Annotated in this window: 12 protein-coding genes; 5 read left to right on the top strand and 7 right to left on the bottom strand. The window is 56.7% G+C overall.

Annotated elements, in window-relative coordinates:
* Positions 1–164: 164 nt before the first annotated feature.
* The 6 genes from DC3_RS17250 to DC3_RS17275 all read right to left on the bottom strand — a co-directional run bounded on the left by DC3_RS17250 (position 165) and on the right by DC3_RS17275 (position 7,753).
* Complete coding sequence (locus tag DC3_RS17250; RefSeq protein ID WP_146886485.1) at positions 165–1,172, bottom strand: glycoside hydrolase family 5 protein; 1,008 nt, start codon at positions 1,170–1,172, stop codon at positions 165–167.
* A gap of 45 nt (positions 1,173–1,217) precedes the next feature.
* Positions 1,218–2,975: a DUF5060 domain-containing protein gene (locus DC3_RS17255; RefSeq protein WP_146886487.1), complete on the bottom strand. Its 1,758-nt coding sequence runs from the start codon at positions 2,973–2,975 to the stop codon at positions 1,218–1,220.
* A 3-nt stretch (positions 2,976–2,978) separates the two neighbouring features.
* A complete protein-coding gene (locus DC3_RS17260; protein ID WP_146886489.1) occupies positions 2,979–3,884 on the bottom strand; it encodes a carbohydrate ABC transporter permease in 906 nt (301 codons plus the stop codon).
* A 9-nt stretch (positions 3,885–3,893) separates the two neighbouring features.
* Positions 3,894–4,853, bottom strand: coding sequence for a carbohydrate ABC transporter permease (locus tag DC3_RS17265; RefSeq protein WP_146886491.1), 960 nt, complete (start codon positions 4,851–4,853; stop codon positions 3,894–3,896).
* A gap of 88 nt (positions 4,854–4,941) precedes the next feature.
* Complete coding sequence (locus tag DC3_RS17270; RefSeq protein ID WP_186816096.1) at positions 4,942–6,171, bottom strand: extracellular solute-binding protein; 1,230 nt, start codon at positions 6,169–6,171, stop codon at positions 4,942–4,944.
* A gap of 568 nt (positions 6,172–6,739) precedes the next feature.
* Positions 6,740–7,753, bottom strand: a complete 1,014-nt coding sequence (locus tag DC3_RS17275; RefSeq protein WP_146886495.1) for a LacI family DNA-binding transcriptional regulator — start codon at positions 7,751–7,753, stop codon at positions 6,740–6,742.
* Between the two features lie 184 nt (positions 7,754–7,937).
* On the opposite strand from DC3_RS17275, the gene DC3_RS17280 reads away from it, so the two are divergent.
* The 5 genes from DC3_RS17280 (at position 7,938) to DC3_RS17300 (ending at position 13,486) form a co-directional block, all read left to right on the top strand.
* Complete coding sequence (locus DC3_RS17280) at positions 7,938–10,433, top strand: beta-mannosidase (protein ID WP_146886496.1); 2,496 nt, start codon at positions 7,938–7,940, stop codon at positions 10,431–10,433.
* The gene (locus DC3_RS17285; RefSeq protein ID WP_146886498.1) at positions 10,430–11,353 is read left to right on the top strand and encodes an ROK family protein; all 924 of its coding nucleotides are present in this window, start codon (positions 10,430–10,432) and stop codon (positions 11,351–11,353) included. The genes DC3_RS17280 and DC3_RS17285 overlap by 4 nt, the downstream gene beginning before the upstream one ends.
* A 22-nt stretch (positions 11,354–11,375) precedes the next feature.
* On the top strand, positions 11,376–12,323 hold the full coding sequence (locus DC3_RS17290; protein WP_146886500.1) for a type I phosphomannose isomerase catalytic subunit: 948 nt from the start codon (positions 11,376–11,378) through the stop codon (positions 12,321–12,323).
* A 153-nt stretch (positions 12,324–12,476) separates the two neighbouring features.
* Positions 12,477–12,824 carry a DUF423 domain-containing protein gene (locus DC3_RS17295; protein WP_146886502.1) on the top strand — a complete coding sequence of 116 codons (348 nt, stop codon included), beginning with the start codon at positions 12,477–12,479 and terminating at the stop codon, positions 12,822–12,824.
* On the top strand, positions 12,818–13,486 hold the full coding sequence (locus DC3_RS17300; protein ID WP_146886504.1) for a DNA alkylation repair protein: 669 nt from the start codon (positions 12,818–12,820) through the stop codon (positions 13,484–13,486). Before DC3_RS17295 ends, DC3_RS17300 begins: the two co-directional genes overlap by 7 nt.
* A gap of 9 nt (positions 13,487–13,495) precedes the next feature.
* Here the strand turns inward: DC3_RS17300 and DC3_RS17305 are convergent, their stop codons facing one another.
* A complete protein-coding gene (locus DC3_RS17305) occupies positions 13,496–15,601 on the bottom strand; it encodes a tetratricopeptide repeat protein (protein ID WP_146886506.1) in 2,106 nt (701 codons plus the stop codon).
* Positions 15,602–15,896 lie beyond the last annotated feature (295 nt).

The raw sequence follows: 15,896 nt of genomic DNA on the forward strand, positions 1-15,896 counted from the left end.
CTGCAGAGGAATGACTGTCCTTGCTGCACTGCCCAATCTGACACAACTGGACTGTGGGGACTGCTGTTTCGAGGAGCAGTGATCTAAACGACCTCTTCAGCTGATGTCAGTTGCACAAGAAAAGCAGGAAGCGGCATGCCACCTCCTGCCAGACATGCTGAATTTCAGGCTTCTACGGGCTGCACGCGGCTTTCGAGCATCAGGTCCAGAAGTTCACGGTCGACCTTGTAGCCGTGGAAGTCCTCGTAGACCACACCGGGACGCCCGTGCTCAGCAATCCCGAAGTTGCCTTTGAATTCCCACAGGGCGAATCCCCAGCCCAGTTCCTGGTACACCTGGAAGAGGTCCCTGAACCACCTTAACGCCACATCATTGGGGGTGTAACGGTAACAACCAAACTCCCCGATGTGCACCTGCACGCCACTTTCGCGGATGGCCTGCCAGGGCTTGTAGTATTCACGCAGGGTGTCGATGTTCCAGACCCTACCGTACCACTCGCAATCAGGATAGGTGGGCATGGGCATGCCTTTTGAGCCGTCCCACCACTCGGCCCGGTAGTGGGAGACCGTCATGGGCTGGTATCCCCTTCCTGAGTGAATCACCCCGAGGTCTGCGAGTTCTGGCATGGCGATGTTCCCTCCGCCCAGACCGTCAATCACAATTTCCCTTTGAGGATCGATGGCCCGGATGGCAGCGACGGTACGGCGCATCAGGTTCTCGTGAATGTCACGGGTCATGCCGTACTGCCCGATTTCCGGGGGTTCATTGAGCAGATCGAAACTGAGCTGGCTGGAAGGCACCCCATTAAACCGTTCTGCAAAATGCTCCCACAGGAACACAAAAGCATCCTGGGCAATCTGGTCCTGCCAGAGGTTGTGTTTCTCCAAGTCGTTGTAATTGATGCAGTAACCGGGTGCCCGGTGCAGGTTCAGGCTCATGTGGATGCCGCGCTTCTGGCAGGCTTCCAGGTAACGGTCAAGGTAGGCCAGCACCCGTTCATCAGGGTTGAAGTAATCAAAGTCGCGGGTGAAGTAGAAGTAGTTGATGGGAATCCGGGCGAAATCAAACCCGAACTGCTGCATGAAATCCAGGGCTTTTTCGTCGGCTTCGAGGGGTTCGGTGCTGTATTCTCCGGTGTACATCCACTGGAAGTTGAATCCGTATCGGGGCATGGGAATCCTTTCAGGACAAGGGAGAGAAGACGGAAGGATCAGCTTTTATTTCAGGGTGACCTTGAAGGCCAGATCCTTGACCAGTTCAGGGATAGAGACAGAGAGGACGCCTCCTGAGGATATGCCAGAGGTGATGTTCAGCCACTGGTTTTTCTGGGGGTCATAGAAGGAAATCTGGTAATTTCCATCTTTCAGGCCACTGACGGTGACCTCCAGATCTTTCACGGGATCGGGATTGAAGGTCCAGCCTTCCTTGAAAGTGCCGTTCCTTAGGGCATCGGCGTAAACCTTCAGGGCCTCACCAGGGTCATAGATGTTGTTCCTGACCCACACCAGGGCGCGAGACTCGTTCTGCAGACCGAGAGCCAGGGCACCAAAGAGGTCGCTGGTCTTGACTTTGCTGGGCCTCATCACTGCCAGATTCTCTCCCTGGAAGAATTCAGAGACTCCTTTGTAGTGGGTCCAGAGGTTTCTGGGGTCCACGAAATTGTCCCACCACCAGTACATGCCTGTGCTGGCAAAGCCCGAGAAGGGAGCAGCCCACAGCCCGTTGTGAAACTGGATCTCATCCCGGCTGAGGGGCAGGTCATCGGTGCCTGCCGAGGAATACCCCAGTTCTGCCAGCATGATGGGTTTTCCGGGCGTGTTTTCATTCAGTTGCCGGAAACTGGCGCCCAGGAAACGCCCCACATCCCGCTGGCTGTAGTCGTGCTCCTGCACAAAATCAATCTCGGGCAGAGTCCAGGTGTTGCCCACCGAGGCAGAACCATAACTGACCGACACCAGATGGTCATAGGGGTCCAGGGTTTTCAGGTGGGCCGTCATCTCCTGAATCCAGGGTGCAAGCAGGGTGTCGTCGATGGGGGTCCAGCTCACCTCGTTCCACCACTCCCAGGCAAACAGGTTCGGGCTGTAACCCCAGCGGGCCACAATGTACCTCAGGCGTTGCTTGAAGTATTTTTTCGCTTCCGCATGGGTGGCAAATTCTTCAGGAGAACGCAGCATGCCCCCGTTTTTGATGTTGTAAGGGTTGTCGTCCCACTCGGGATTGGTGGTGGCACTGAAGGCCCCATGGTTCAGGAGGGCCAATTCGATCTGGATGCCCCGATCTTCCGCCATCCTGAAGACCTCATCCAGCAGATGGGCCTGCACCTGACGGTTCTGGTAATTGCCCAGTCCGGTGTCTTTCCACTCGATCCCCAAGTTCCACGAGGGCATCCACAGGCGGGCGATGTTCCCCCCATTTTCACTGAGGCGAGAAAACCAGCGCTGGAAATCGTTCAGGGTGGCCTGTCCGGTGGAGGTGGCCCAGGCGATGTTCTGTCCGATGGGCAGGAAAAAGTCTCCATTCTCGTGCTGAAAGTACAGGGGACTCGTTTTGTTGATGCGGACCAGACCTTTGGCAGATGGATTTGCAGCCACGTTGAGTTGAAGGGCTGCGCTCTGCACATTCCCCTGCTTCAGACTGGCCTGAGCACTCCACGGTCCAGGTTCATTGGGGGTGAAACGCACCTTCCAGCGTCCATTGGGCTTCACCTGTAAAGTCTCTGCATCCACATCCTGGCTGTAAAAAGCAGGCACCTTCAGGGTTTTTCCAGAAGGCGAGGTGAAGCTGACCCACAGGTCCACCTGCTCAGGATCGTAGGGGTTTTCAAACACCCCATCGGTCTCGATGGGCAGTTCCACAGGCTTCATGAACTGGGCCTGTGCAGATCCCAGATTCAGAACAGTGGCAGGGGTCTGGGCCAGCACTCCACCCGCCAGAGCAACGGTCAGAAAAACAGCAGCAACCGGAACCTTCACAGCTCAGCCTTTCACGGACCCGGCGGTCAGTCCATTGATGAAGTCCTTCTGGAACAGCATGAAGATCACCAGGGCAGGCAGGGAGACCAGCAGGGTTGCTGCCATCACCACACCCGCAGATCTGGGGTCTTTGGAGAGGTCACCTGCGAGTTGAGAAAGCTGGAGGGGAAGCGTCATGTGGCTGGCGTCATTGACCACGATCAGGGGCCACATGAAGTTGTTCCATTCTGCGAGAGACACGAAAATCACCATGGCAGCGAGGGCAGGACGCAGCAGGGGAAGCACAATCTGCCACCAGATGCGGAACTCATTGGCCCCGTCGATCTTGGCAGCTTCAAAGAGGTCATTGGGCATGTTCATGATGACCTGCCGGAAGAAGAACACCGTGAAGGCCTTGGCCAGACCGGGAATGAGCAAGGCCTGATAGGAGTTGATCCAGCCCAGGTCCCGGATGGTCAGAAAGTTCGGGATGATGGTGACCTCCCAGGGGACCATCATGGAGGCGATGATCAGGCCGAAAATGAAGTTCGCTCCCCAGAATTTGTGCTTGACCAGCACGTAAGCGGCAGCAGAGGCCAGCAGCAGACTGAACAGGGTCACGAAGATGGTGATGCCAAGGCTGTTGGCGAAAATCTGCCCGAGGTACCCGACCTCGTAACGCTGGAACAGGCCCTGGGTGACGTCCTGCAGGGTGCTCACCTCTCCGAACTTCCATCTGGGATCAAAGAAGTTGTGGAAGCTGGGTTCCTTGATCAGAAAAGAGGGGGGTCGGGCCTGAATTTCCGAGAGGGGTTTGAAGGCTGCAGTGGCCATCCAGTAGTAGGGCAGCAGCACGAACAGGGCGAGCAAATAGAACGGAAAGCGGATCAGCTGGTCCAGCCAGGGGTTTCTTTTTTCACCGACCATCATGCACCTTCCTCACTGGACCGACTCGTTGGCCCGCTGCACCCGCAGGTTGATCAGGGTGAGCACGAAACAGATGGCGAACAGAATCCAGGCCACGGCGCTGGCCTCGCCCATCTGGAAGCGGTAGAAGCCTTTCTCGAACAGGTAGGTGACCACGGTGAGACCACTGTCCAGGATGCCCCCGACGTTGTGCACGTCTGCGAAAAAGATGTAGGGCTCACTGAACACCTGGAAGGCCCCGATGATCCCGGTCACGGTGGTGTAGATGAAGGTGGGTCTCAAGAGGGGCACCGTGATGGCCACAAAGCGCTGCATGGGGCTGGCCCCATCGATGGCCGCTGCTTCATACAGTTCGTTGCCGATGCTGCGCAGGTTGGAGACAAAAAGGATCATGGAGTACCCGAGTCCGTTCCACACGGTGTACATGATCAGCACGGGCACCGCAAATTTCGGGGTCCCGAGCCAGGAGATGGACTCCACACCAAACCAGCCGATGATGGTGTTGAGAAGACCGTAATCTTCGGAACTGAGAATCCATTTCCAGACGGTTGCGATGGCAATGCCGCCGGCAACCGCTGGCAGAAAGAAGATGCCGCGCAAAATTTGATCCAGGACCCGTTGAGAACCAAACGCCATCGCCAGCCCCAGCCCGATGATGTTGGTGAGGATCACCGAGGCGAAGGTGTAGATGGTGGTGTTCTGCAGGGCTTTGTAGAAGCGGGGATCGGCGAGGATCTCCCGGTAATTTTGGATGCCGATAAAAGTGGGGTCACGAACGGCGTTGTAGTCGGTGAAGCTGAGGTACAGGCTTTTCAGGACCGGGTAGACCATAAAAACCACGAACAGCAGCATGAAGGGGAGCAGCATCAGCATCGGAACAGAGTGGTGTTGCAGCAGGGTGTTCAGGGAACGCCTGCGGGGTTTGCTGACTTCCAGGGTGAGCTGCGCCTGGGTTCCAAGGTCGTTTTTCATAGCGCCTCCGGTTCAGGAGAGAACATCATGGGGGTGGGATGGAGCACACCACAGGTTTTGCCCGGTGCACTCCATCCTCAGGGCAGCTTTACTTCTTGAGGTTCCTGTTCATGGTTGCGGCTGCGGCGTCCAGGGCATCTTTGGGATCGGTGCCGTTGAAGATCACGGCCTGAATGGCTTTCTGCACGGCGTCTCCAGACTCTTCCCAGCCTTTGCAGTTGGCGGGGCCTTCAGCGTCTTTGAGCTGGGCAATCAGGGCACTCTTGCGGTCTGCGGGGAGGTTGAGCTGGCTGGCCATGTCGGTGCGGGCAGGAATCCACAGGGTGCCCACCTTGTTGGCCGAGTTGATCATGGCTTTCACGGCAGGTCCGGTGTACAGGAACTTCATAAAGTCCACAGCCAGATCGGGCACTTTGGTGTAGGACATCACGCCCATCACGCTGCCCCCAATGAAAGCGGTGGATTTTCCGGTGGGACCTGCAGGAAGTTTGGCGGCTTTCCATTTTCCGTCTATTTTGGGCTGGGCCACAGGGAGGCTTCCCAGAGACCAGTTCCCGGTGATGCCGATGGGGTAGTCGCCACTGGCAAGGCCTGCTTCGAGGTCGGGCCATCCGTCGGTGGGGGACTTGTATTTGGTGTAGAAGTCCGCGAAGTACCTGAGGGCGGTGACCCCTTCAGGGCTGTTGATGACGGCTTTGGTGCACTTGTCGTCGTACAGCTGTCCTCCAGCCTGGTAGAGGTAAGGGAAGTAGGAGAGCCATCCTGCGTTGCCCCACTGGATCATGGCACCTTTTTTACCAGAGGCGCGAAGTTTTTCAACGGCTTTGGTGTAGTCGGCCCAGGTTTTGGGTGCCCCTTTGATGCCTGCCTGCTGCAGCACGTCGGTGCGGTAATACATCAGTTGCACGGTGAGGTCAAAAGGCACGGCGTAGAGGGTTCCGTCGGTGGCGGTGATGGAGTTCATCACGCCTTTCTGGGCGACTTTTCTGACCTGAGCAGCAAAGGCGGGGTACTTCTGGGAGAGGTTGATCAGGCCACCCTGTTCACCCAGCGAGATCCCGAAGGACAGACCTCCGGTGATGATGTCAGGACCCGTTCTGGAGGCAATGGCAGCGAGGTATTTGGTGTAGGCGTCACTCCAGGGGATGGTGCGAATCTCGAAGGTCACATCTTTGTGCTTGGCCTTGTACAGGTCTGCAGCGGGTTGCACGATGGTTGCCATGTTGGCGTTGTCTCCCACCAGCCAGATGGTGAGTTTTTCGGCCTGGGCAGCGGACAGGGACAGGGCAAGTACAGCAGTCAGGGTCTTGAGCTTCATGGTCTCTCCTTGATTCGATCTGTGGTGCATGGATTACCAAACCCCCAGGAAGTGAAGTCGGGTGGATGGGCCCTGGGGTTCACAGCGTTTATGCTTGCGGTTCAGTGAAAACCGAACCGTTTCAGCAACCCGTTGTTGTGTTTAGTAAACTGTAGCTGAAGTGTAGCACCCTGATTCTGAAAATGTCAAATGCATGAGATGGAGCAGCTTTCTGGCCAGAAGCTGATCAAGACGATACAAATTCCGAATCGAATCGTTTGAACAGGTGACCAGCAAGCACAATATATGAATTTTGACCTGATCCAAATTTGAATAAGTTAGAATTGCTTACTAAACACATCAGAAACGTTTCCAGCTGCATCTGAAGCAAAACCCTCATCCAGCAAGCACCTGCCATGAAACTTTGCCACAGAGGTAAAAACGTTTGGTGAAGTGCCCTGGCAACCTCCTCAGTTCATTTGCTCAGCACAGGAAACTGGACGCATCCGTCCGAAAAAAACGCCTCCTCATCTCACACGAAAAACAACAGCAGGCAAGGAATACCCTTGCCTGCTCATGGATTCTTTCGTTACCTGCGTCTGCTGGCCCTGGACTTGGTGCTCTGCCGGATGATCAGGCGCACAGGAACCAGCACCTGATCGTCTTTGCGTTTGGGATGCAGGATCAGTTTCACCGCTTCTCTGCCCAGAACCTCTTTGTCCACATGCACGGTGGTGAGGGACGGGTTGCCGTGGGCACCGTTGGGGATGTCGTCGTAACCCGCAATGGCGATGTCTTCCGGGACACTGAGCCCTGCATCAAGACAGGCCTGAATCGCCACAATTGCAGTTTCATCGTTGTAGGCAAAAACCGCATCGGGCGGATCTTTGAGGGCCAGAAGCTGTTGCATGGCTGGGTAGGCTCCAGCCTGCTCATCAATGGGATAGCGCTGCACCATCAGGGCAGGGTCGATTTCGCGTCCGGCATCCTGCAGGGCCTGCATGTAACCTTGCTGCCTCTGGTGAATGCTGAAATGGTGGGGGCCAGTGATGAAAGCAATGCGTTTGCGGCCCATGGCGATCAGATGCTGGGTGGCCTGGTAGGCTCCGGTCAGGTTGTCGGTGTTCACACAGAGGTACCCGGGCTGGTGGTTGTCCACCAGAATCACCGGTTTGCCAGAGCGCTTGAAGGCCGTGAGCATTTCCGGGTCGAAATGCCCGACACAGATCAGGGCATCGACCTCCTGGATGCGGATGATCTCCGGGATGTTGTCTTCAGGGGCCACCTGACAGTAGGACAGGGCCACACCTTCCTTGCGGCAGGCATCCTCCACCCCGTGCAAGACCGGGAAGTAGAAGGGGTTGCTGGTCAGGGCATGGTTCTGTCGCTGCATGAAAAAACCGATTCTGCGGGCCTTGACCGGACGCAGTTTGGCAAGGTCATAGCCCAGGGCAGCAGCGGCCTCCAGCACCTGCCTGCGGGTGTCCTCGGTCAGGCCAGGCTGGTTTTTCAGTGCCCTTGACACGGTGGCAATGGATACGCCCGCCTGCCTGGCAACATCGCGGATGGTGGGTTCGTCGTTGGATACAGGGAGGCCGGACATATCCACCATCTTAGGGCGTTTGGTAAACAAATTCAAACCTCTCTGCTGTGCATGTGGGGCTTGAAATGGGTCTGCCCTGAGGGCTTTTGACTTTCCCAGCAACAGGTGTTAAAGTTTAGTAAACACTACCGTTGTTACTCTTCTGTGACAGGTAAACCCTTGCCTGGCTCCCAAAGGACCCCCGATGATTGAACATCTCCTGCATTCCGGCTGGACCCTCAAAGCCCGCACCCCTTCACTGTCTCTCCAGGCTGACTTCCAGACCCAGGAAGGCTGGACCCCGGCCACCGTTCCAGGTACAGTGCAATGGGACCTCCTCAAAACCGGCCAGATTGATGATCCCTTCTACGGCCTGAATGAAAAAACCGTCCAGTGGATCGGAGAGGATGAATGGCTGTACAGCACCGAATTCACCGTCACCTCTGCAGACCTGCAGGCCGAGCATGTTGAGCTGCACTTTGAAGGGCTCGACACCCTCTGCACTGTCTGGTTGAACGGACAGCAGATTCTGGTCAGCGACAACATGTTCGTGCCCCGGACCATCAATGTCAAGAGCTGTTTGCAAGAAGGCCTAAACACCCTGCAGCTTGTTTTTGAAAGTCCTCTGGAAAAGGGCCGTGAACTTGAAGCACAGCATGGCAGACGGCCTGTCTGGAATGGGGACCACAGCCGTGTTTACGTGCGCAAGGCCCAGTACCACTATGGCTGGGACTGGGGTCCGGTGCTGCTGACTGCTGGCCCCTGGAAACCCATCCGCCTGCGGGCCTTTACCGCCAGAATCGATGATGTGTACGCTCCAGTGGAAGTCACCCCTGACCTGCACAGTGCACTGGTTCCGGTCCAGGTGCAACTTGCTGGCACCCTCACAGACCAGATCCTCCACATCACCCTGCTCGGTCCCGACGGTCAGGTGGTCCAGCAGCAGCAGGTTCAGGCCAGTGAAAGCAGTCAGGTCCTGTTTCAGGTGGATGCACCTGAACTCTGGTTCCCCAACGGATATGGAAAACAGCCCCTCTACACCCTGCAGGTGAGATTGCAAGCTGGAAATGAAGTGCTCGACCAGAAACAGCTCAGGCTGGGCATGCGCAGGCTGCGGGTGGTGCAGGAGGCGGTGCTCGGCGAATCCGGGCGCAGCTTTTATTTTGAGGTGAACAACCAGCCCATTTTCTCTGGAGGGGCCAACTGGATTCCCGATGACCTGATCCTCAACCGCATCAGCGATGAGCAGTACCGCCGCAGGCTCACCCAGGCAAAAGATGCCAACATGAACATGATCCGGGTGTGGGGTGGAGGCATTTACGAGGCCGATGTCTTCTATGACCTCTGCGATGAACTTGGGCTGCTGGTCTGGCAGGACTTCATGTTCGGCTGCGGCATGTACCCGGCCCATGAAAGCTTCAGGGCCAGCGTGCAACAGGAAGCAGAAGCACAGGTGAAGCGCCTCAGGAACCACACTTCCATTGCCCTGTGGTGCGGCAACAACGAGGACTACCAGATTGCGCAGAGTGTGGGAGCATATGGCCCCGGTGGCGATGAAAGCAAGTTTGATGCGAAAGTCATCTACGAGGTGCTGCTGCGCGAAGTCTGTGAACGCCTTGATCCTGGCACCCTGTACTGGCCCGGCAGTCCCTACGGCGGAGATGACGTGTACACGGGCCTGACCGGAGACCGCCACACCTGGGAAATCTGGCATGCACAGATGGCCCCCTATCAGGAGTACAAAAATTTCGAGGGGCGTTTCGTGAGTGAGTTTGGCATGATGTCTGCTCCCTCCCTGGCCCTGATTCAGCAGTCCATGCCGGAAGCGGAGTGGTTTCCCGAAAGCCAGACCTTTGTGCACCACACCAAAGCGACCGGGCCCAATGGGAAACCGGATGGAGCCAGAAGGCTCGCAGTGTATCAGGCAGAAAACCTGAGAGGGCACCGGAACCTGGAAGAGTACATCTACAACACGCAACTGGTGCAGGCAGAAGCCATGCGTTATGCCTACCGGGATTTCAGAAAACGCTTTGAAGGACCAGGAAAATACGCGGTCTCTGGGGCTCTGGTGTGGCAACTCAATGACTGCTGGCCCGTGTCAAGCTGGGCCATCATTGATTCTCTTGAAATCCCCAAACCTGCCTACTTCACCATCAAACGGGAACTCTCCACCTTTTCTGTGGGCATCCAGAAAACCCGGGATCTGGAGGTCTGGGTCAGCAGTGGCAGCTTCAAGACCCATGAGGCCACCCTTCACCTTCATGCCTACAACCTGCAGGGGGAATGGGTTTCGAGCACCACACGCACGGTCACCCTGCTCCCGAACCGCCGCACCGATGTGGAAGCATGGCAGCTGGACACCTCTCCCCTGATCCATTTTGCAGAACTCCTGATCGATGATCAGGTGGTGGCCCGCAGCAGCGAATTCCCCGAGCCTTACAAATACTTCCACTTTGCTGACCCGCAACTCCAGCTGGAGTACCTGAACGACCACAGCATCCGCATCACAGCCCAGAAACCCGTGAAAGGGGTGTGGCTGGATGCAGGGGCCAGTGTAGGCTGGAATGACAACTTCATTGACCTGCGTGCAGGGGAAAGCCGGGTGCTGGAAGCTCCCGACCTCGCTGGAAGAACAGTTCAGGTGCGTTACCTGGGGGCAGATCAGGCCACCCAGGTGAAGCCTGCCGTGGTGGGCGCATGACCGAGTTCGCACTGGCCCTGGACATCGGGGGCAGTCATGTGACGGCCGCAGTGGTGGACCTGCGAGAGCGCCTGCTGCTTGAAAGAAGTCTGGTGCGTAAAGGGGTGGAGGAATCTGCCCCTGCCCACCACCTGCTCGACACCTGGGCCGTGGCCGCCCACCAGGCCCATCGGCTGGTCGGCTCTCCAAGGCTCACCCACATTGGCATTGCCATCCCCAGCCCTTTTGATTACCAGGGCGGATTTTCCCTGCATGAGCACAAGTTCCGTCTGCTCAGGGGCATGAACCTCACCGAGGGCCTCAGAGAACGCTGGATGAGCAGTGCCCTGGCACAGGTCCCTGTTCTGTATGGCAACGATGCTGACCTGTTCGTGCTGGGAGAATGGTGGGGTGGAACGGCCCGGGGCGCAGAACGGGTGCTGGGCGTCACGCTGGGCACCGGCCTGGGATCAGGGTTTCTGGAACGAGGTCGTGTGCTCACCCATGACCCCAGGGTCCCCCCAGACGGTGAACTCTGGAACACCCCCTACCGCAGTACCATCGCTGAGGACTACGCTTCAGGGCGCTCCATTGTGCTTCACCACACCCGCCTCACCTCCAGAAACTGGACGGTGCACGAAATCAGCACTGCCGCCAGAGACCATGATCCACACGCCCAGCAGGTCATGCAGCATTTCGGCGAAGAACTCGGGCAAATCCTCACTCCGTGGGTGTCAGGCTTTCAGCCTGGTCTGGTGGTGCTGGGGGGAAACATTGCCCGGGCTCTGGATTGCTTTGAAGCACCTCTGAAAGCCCGTCTGCAGGATGTGCCCATCGTGACCAGCACCCTCTTTGAACAGGCCAGCCTGTTTGGAGGGGCCGCACTTTGTCAGGCATCTGAACAATATGAACAAATGGATGCACCACAGCTGAAGCTGTGATAGTTTCAACCAGAGGAGCCCCATGTCACACCTTTTGCAACTGATCCCTGAGCACCACACCCGGGTCTGGGGGGGTCACCGCCTGAAACCCGACAGCATTGACCCCGTTGGTGAAGCCTGGGTGGTCTACGAACACAACCTCGTCGCCTCCGGCCCTCACAAAGGCCAGAAGCTCTCTGAAGTGATCCAGCAGGAAGGAGAAAGACTGCTCGGAAGCAACGCCTGGCAGAGCACAGGCGAGCGTTTTCCCCTGCTGATCAAACTGCTGGACTGCACCGACTGGCTCTCGATCCAGGTCCATCCCAATGATGAGCAGGCCCGTGAGCTGCATGGCCCGGACCAGTTTGGCAAAACCGAAGCCTGGCACGTCCTGGAAGCTGCAGAAGGTGCAAAAGTCATCGCAGGCATCAGGGCAGGAACTTCACCAGAAGCGCTCAAAGAAGCCATTCTTGCAGCACAAGTGGAGCCTCTGTCTGAATACGTCCAGGTCAAAGCTGGAGACACCATCTTCATGCCAGCAGGCACCCTCCACGCACTGGGTCCAGGGCTTTTCATCTACGAAGTGCAGCAAACCAGCGACATCACCTACCGGGTTTACGACTGGGACCGTCCGGCCAGCGCAGGTCGCAAGCTGCATCTTGAAGAGTCTGCCCAGGTCACCCGATCAGACCTCTCAGGGCAGGTGAACCCCTACCCGGAACTCGAGGACAATGATCTGAAACCTGTGGTGACCAGCCCCTATTTTGTCACCGAGGTGCTCCAGGCCACCTCTTCCCCACTGAACCTCAAAACCACCGGAGAGAGCTTCCATGTGGTGACCGTCATCGAAGGGGAGGCAGACGTGAGGCTTGGGAAAGAAACTGTACACCTGGGCCTGTTTGAAACCGTGCTTGTTCCAGCAAACGCCGGGGAATACACCCTGACCTCCAGCACAGGCAAAGCCAGAGCCTTGCGCTCCAGTTTGCCCTGAAGACAGAAGAAAGCAAAGCATGAAGATCCATCTGTGGTCTCCTGTTTTGTTGAGGAAAGCGATGCACCTGTCTTTTGCTTTTTGTCCTCGGCTCTCAGCCCTCGGCATCTTCCAGGACATCTGTCCAGGCCAGAGCGCCCCTATAATCTCAGGATGACCCTGTTCTATGCTGCCCTACTCGGTGGTCTTGGTGTGGCCTCTGGCGCTTTTGGAGCCCATGCCCTCAAGGACATGCTCCCTGCTGACCTGCTGGCGACTTTTGAAACCGGAGTGCGCTACCAGATGTACCATGCCCTCGCCCTGCTGGGTCTAGGCGCTGCGAGGTTCAAAAGCAGAGGCATTTTGTTTCTGTTCCTTGGGACGCTCATTTTTTCTTTCAGCCTGTACCTGTTGGCCCTCACGGGGGTCAGGGTGCTGGGAGCCATCACTCCGATTGGAGGTGTGTTGCAGATCATTGGCTGGGTGATGGTTGCACTTGATGCCCGCAAGGCAAAATGGTGAACGCTGAAGATTTTGTCCAGAAGGTTCAGGCGGCTCTGGAACCCCTGAGCAATCCCGGGCAGGCACCAGCCATGCAGAAATACATGAAGGACCGGTTCGATTTTCTGGGAATCAAGAGGCCTGCCCGCACCGAAGCCACCCGTCCCCTCCTCCGGCAGTTGCAGCCACAGGAAGCCCTCCCTGCTGCACAGCACTTGTGGACCCTGACCGGGCGGGAATACCAGTATGTCGCTGTGGACATCCTGGCAAAACACGTCAAAATGCTCTCTCCAGAAGATCTTTCAGCCATTCGTGCACTGATCCAGACGCATTCCTGGTGGGACACTGTGGACCTGCTGGCTTCAAAGGTGGTGGGAGGTCTGGTGCGCAGGCACCCTGAACTCAAAGCAGAGATGGACCGCTGGAGTGAAGACCCGGATTTCTGGGTGCGCCGGACAGCCGTCCTGCACCAGCTGTCCTTCAAGAAGGAAACCGATCAGGAAAGGCTTTTTGCGTTTGCCCTGAAAAATGCCCCTGATGCAGAGTTTTTCATTCGCAAGGCCATCGGGTGGGCACTGAGAGAGCATGCAAAAACCAGCCCCGAGGCTGTGCGCACCTTTGTTGAGGCACATCGGGCACAGTTCTCAGGGCTGACCATCAGAGAGGCATTCAAGCACTTCTGAGTCGGTTTTTCAGTTTTGCTGGGCCTGCTGGCCTTGCAGCACAAACCCGATGTATTCGTCTGGGAAATACACTTCACTGCCTGGAGCGAGTTCTGCTCCGACCCTGCTCAGGAGCACCAGCAGGGCCTGCTCCACTTTCTGGGGGGTGACGGTGGAAACCGCAGCCATCTGCTGTTCGGTCAGGCCAGGGTACATGGCCTTGAATTGCGCCTGGTCCTGCAGAAGTGTGTTCACCTGCCTGCTGAGGTCAGAGATCACATCAGTGCTGACCACAGGGGTACCGTAAAGGTTCACCAGTTTCAGGCCTGCACTGTCCAGTCGCTCTTTGAGGGTGGCCTGTCCCTGCACAGGGTAGGTCTGGGTGAAGGTCTTGCTGAAGCCGTTGGCTCCGGTGACCACAATCTCGCTTTTCAGTTCACCGTCTTTGACTTCAAAGAGGGGAACCAGGGCCTCGTTGATGCGGAATCCGTTGGTGGAGGGCTTGAGGGGTGGCGTGAATTCTGCAGCAGAGACCACTTCTCCATTCTGGGAAAGGGTGTATTTCACCGTAACAGGCAATGGAAGCACCACTGCACAGCGCACGTTGAAGTCTGCCTGCAAGTACTGGCCCTGTTTCAGCTGGGTGGTGGGCTGGCCTTTGACCACAAACCAGGGCTGGTCTTTCAATTCAAAGTCGCAACGGGCCTGTTCCAGCCGGGCCACAATCTGCTCTGCATTGTCCTTCTGGGCAGGGCTGAGGCTGGATCCCAGGTAGACTTTGATGTCTTTCAGGGCTTTGGGATAATCTCCAAGCTGCTCATTCAACACGCCGCTGTAGAAGTGGTATCGGGTTTCTGTGCCCTCGGTCAGGTCCTGAACGGCCATCTGGGTGTCCTTGTAGGTGCCCAGACCCAGTGCGTAGTCATAGGCATCCTGGGCCTCCAGGTCATTCCCCAGTGCAACATGGTAAAGGCCGAGGTTGTAAGCCGCGATTTCATCTCTGGGGTCAAGCTGCAGGGTCTGCTGTGTGGAACGCAGGGCCAGTTGCGCATTCCCAGTCTTGTATTGTGCCCAGCCCAGATTGGTCCAGTACAGGGGTTTGTAAGGGTTGAGGGTGACCAGTCGTTCCATGACACTGCGTGCTGTCTTGAAATCGTTGCGGTCAAAAGCCAGGAAACTGAATTCCTGCAGGGCATACTCGGAGTTGGGGAGCACGTTGTACAGGCCTTCGCGGGTGTCCTGCACCTTCTCTCCAGTGGCCTGCAGAATCACTGCCTGGGCCTGGGTGAGCACCCCTCTGTTCTGAGGAGGCCAGGATTCCGGGAGTTTTTTCCCACGGGTCAGCTCAATCACTTCCGAGAGGGTTTTGGCATAGGGGTATTTTGAAGTGGCCAGCAACTTCAGGGCCTCATCGGTCTGGCCATTCTGTTCGAGATACAGGGCCTGATAGGTGATCAGGCTGGGCACCTGACCCACATTCAGTTCCAGCAGCCGCTTTGGACCCTGCAAAATGGCCTGATACGCCTGATCAAGATGCTCTTTCGGAGAGAGCAATGATTCAAAAAATGCTTTGGCAACAGGATCTTTTGCATCTTTGTAGGGCGCAACAGCTGCCAGGACATCCAGTTTCTCCAGGTCACGCAGCGGCAGGGCCAGCTCTTTCGGGGTCAGTTTTGGCAAAATCAGGCTGGTTTTCAGCAGTTCGGCCACTTTTTTGAGGGTGGTCTTGCGCAGGTCGTTGGCTGGAGCCTTGACCTGGACCTCCTGGTACTGGTCTCCCTGTTGCAGGAGCAAGGTCACCTGTTCCCCTTTGACCAGACCTCCAATCACCGTGCGAACACCCAGCGCATCTTGCAGAACCTGCAGGTGTTCCGGGAGGGTAGGCTCGGCAAACCCTTCGTAATACAGCACATCCATGGGCAACTGTGGCCCATTCGGGGTGAGAAGAGGGGCAGTAAAAACCTGGGTCTGGTGGGGTTTCAGGAGTCCAAAATTCAGTGCAACATCATAAGAAAGCAGTGCAGCTGTTTCAGCATCCTGGGGGGTGGCTGGATGAAACCAGCTGACAGCCCCACGGGTCTGGGCGAAGGCAGCACCGCTCAGCATCAAACTTAACATCAGGTGTTTTGCAAGCATGGTTCATGTTACTGCAAAGGGCCTGAGGATTCCGTGTGCTCGGTGAGAAAAAGGCAGGGCAAGCGCAACGTCGCTGGACGTCAGATGTCGATGCAGAAAGCGGTCAGCCTTCAGCTTTCAGCAGTCAGCGCAACAACACCTGTGTGTTCATTTCAGCCTGACAGGACAGATGTTTGATCTTCCAGCACAAATCCTCTGGCCCACGGCCACCACGTTTCAGCCTGGACTCAGCGTAAAACAGATTAATCACAATTTTCCATCTGTTTTTCTATTTCACACATCAAATCTTATTAAG

Source organism: Deinococcus cellulosilyticus NBRC 106333 = KACC 11606, assembly GCF_007990775.1.
GTDB lineage: Bacteria > Deinococcota > Deinococci > Deinococcales > Deinococcaceae > Deinococcus_C > Deinococcus_C cellulosilyticus.

What these genes read in the sequence shown, in the direction of transcription:
- DC3_RS17260 (WP_146886489.1), bottom strand. Translation starts at nt 3,884, where the DNA reads ATGATGGTCGGTGAAAAAAGAAACCCCTGGCTGGACCAGCTGATCCGC.
- DC3_RS17295 (WP_146886502.1), top strand. Translation starts at nt 12,477, where the DNA reads ATGACCCTGTTCTATGCTGCCCTACTCGGTGGTCTTGGTGTGGCCTCT.
- DC3_RS17280 (WP_146886496.1), top strand. Translation starts at nt 7,938, where the DNA reads ATGATTGAACATCTCCTGCATTCCGGCTGGACCCTCAAAGCCCGCACC.
- DC3_RS17275 (WP_146886495.1), bottom strand. Translation starts at nt 7,753, where the DNA reads ATGTCCGGCCTCCCTGTATCCAACGACGAACCCACCATCCGCGATGTT.
- DC3_RS17305 (WP_146886506.1), bottom strand. Translation starts at nt 15,601, where the DNA reads ATGCTTGCAAAACACCTGATGTTAAGTTTGATGCTGAGCGGTGCTGCC.
- DC3_RS17290 (WP_146886500.1), top strand. Translation starts at nt 11,376, where the DNA reads ATGTCACACCTTTTGCAACTGATCCCTGAGCACCACACCCGGGTCTGG.
- DC3_RS17265 (WP_146886491.1), bottom strand. Translation starts at nt 4,853, where the DNA reads ATGAAAAACGACCTTGGAACCCAGGCGCAGCTCACCCTGGAAGTCAGC.
- DC3_RS17285 (WP_146886498.1), top strand. Translation starts at nt 10,430, where the DNA reads ATGACCGAGTTCGCACTGGCCCTGGACATCGGGGGCAGTCATGTGACG.
- DC3_RS17250 (WP_146886485.1), bottom strand. Translation starts at nt 1,172, where the DNA reads ATGCCCCGATACGGATTCAACTTCCAGTGGATGTACACCGGAGAATAC.
- DC3_RS17300 (WP_146886504.1), top strand. Translation starts at nt 12,818, where the DNA reads ATGGTGAACGCTGAAGATTTTGTCCAGAAGGTTCAGGCGGCTCTGGAA.
- DC3_RS17270 (WP_186816096.1), bottom strand. Translation starts at nt 6,171, where the DNA reads ATGAAGCTCAAGACCCTGACTGCTGTACTTGCCCTGTCCCTGTCCGCT.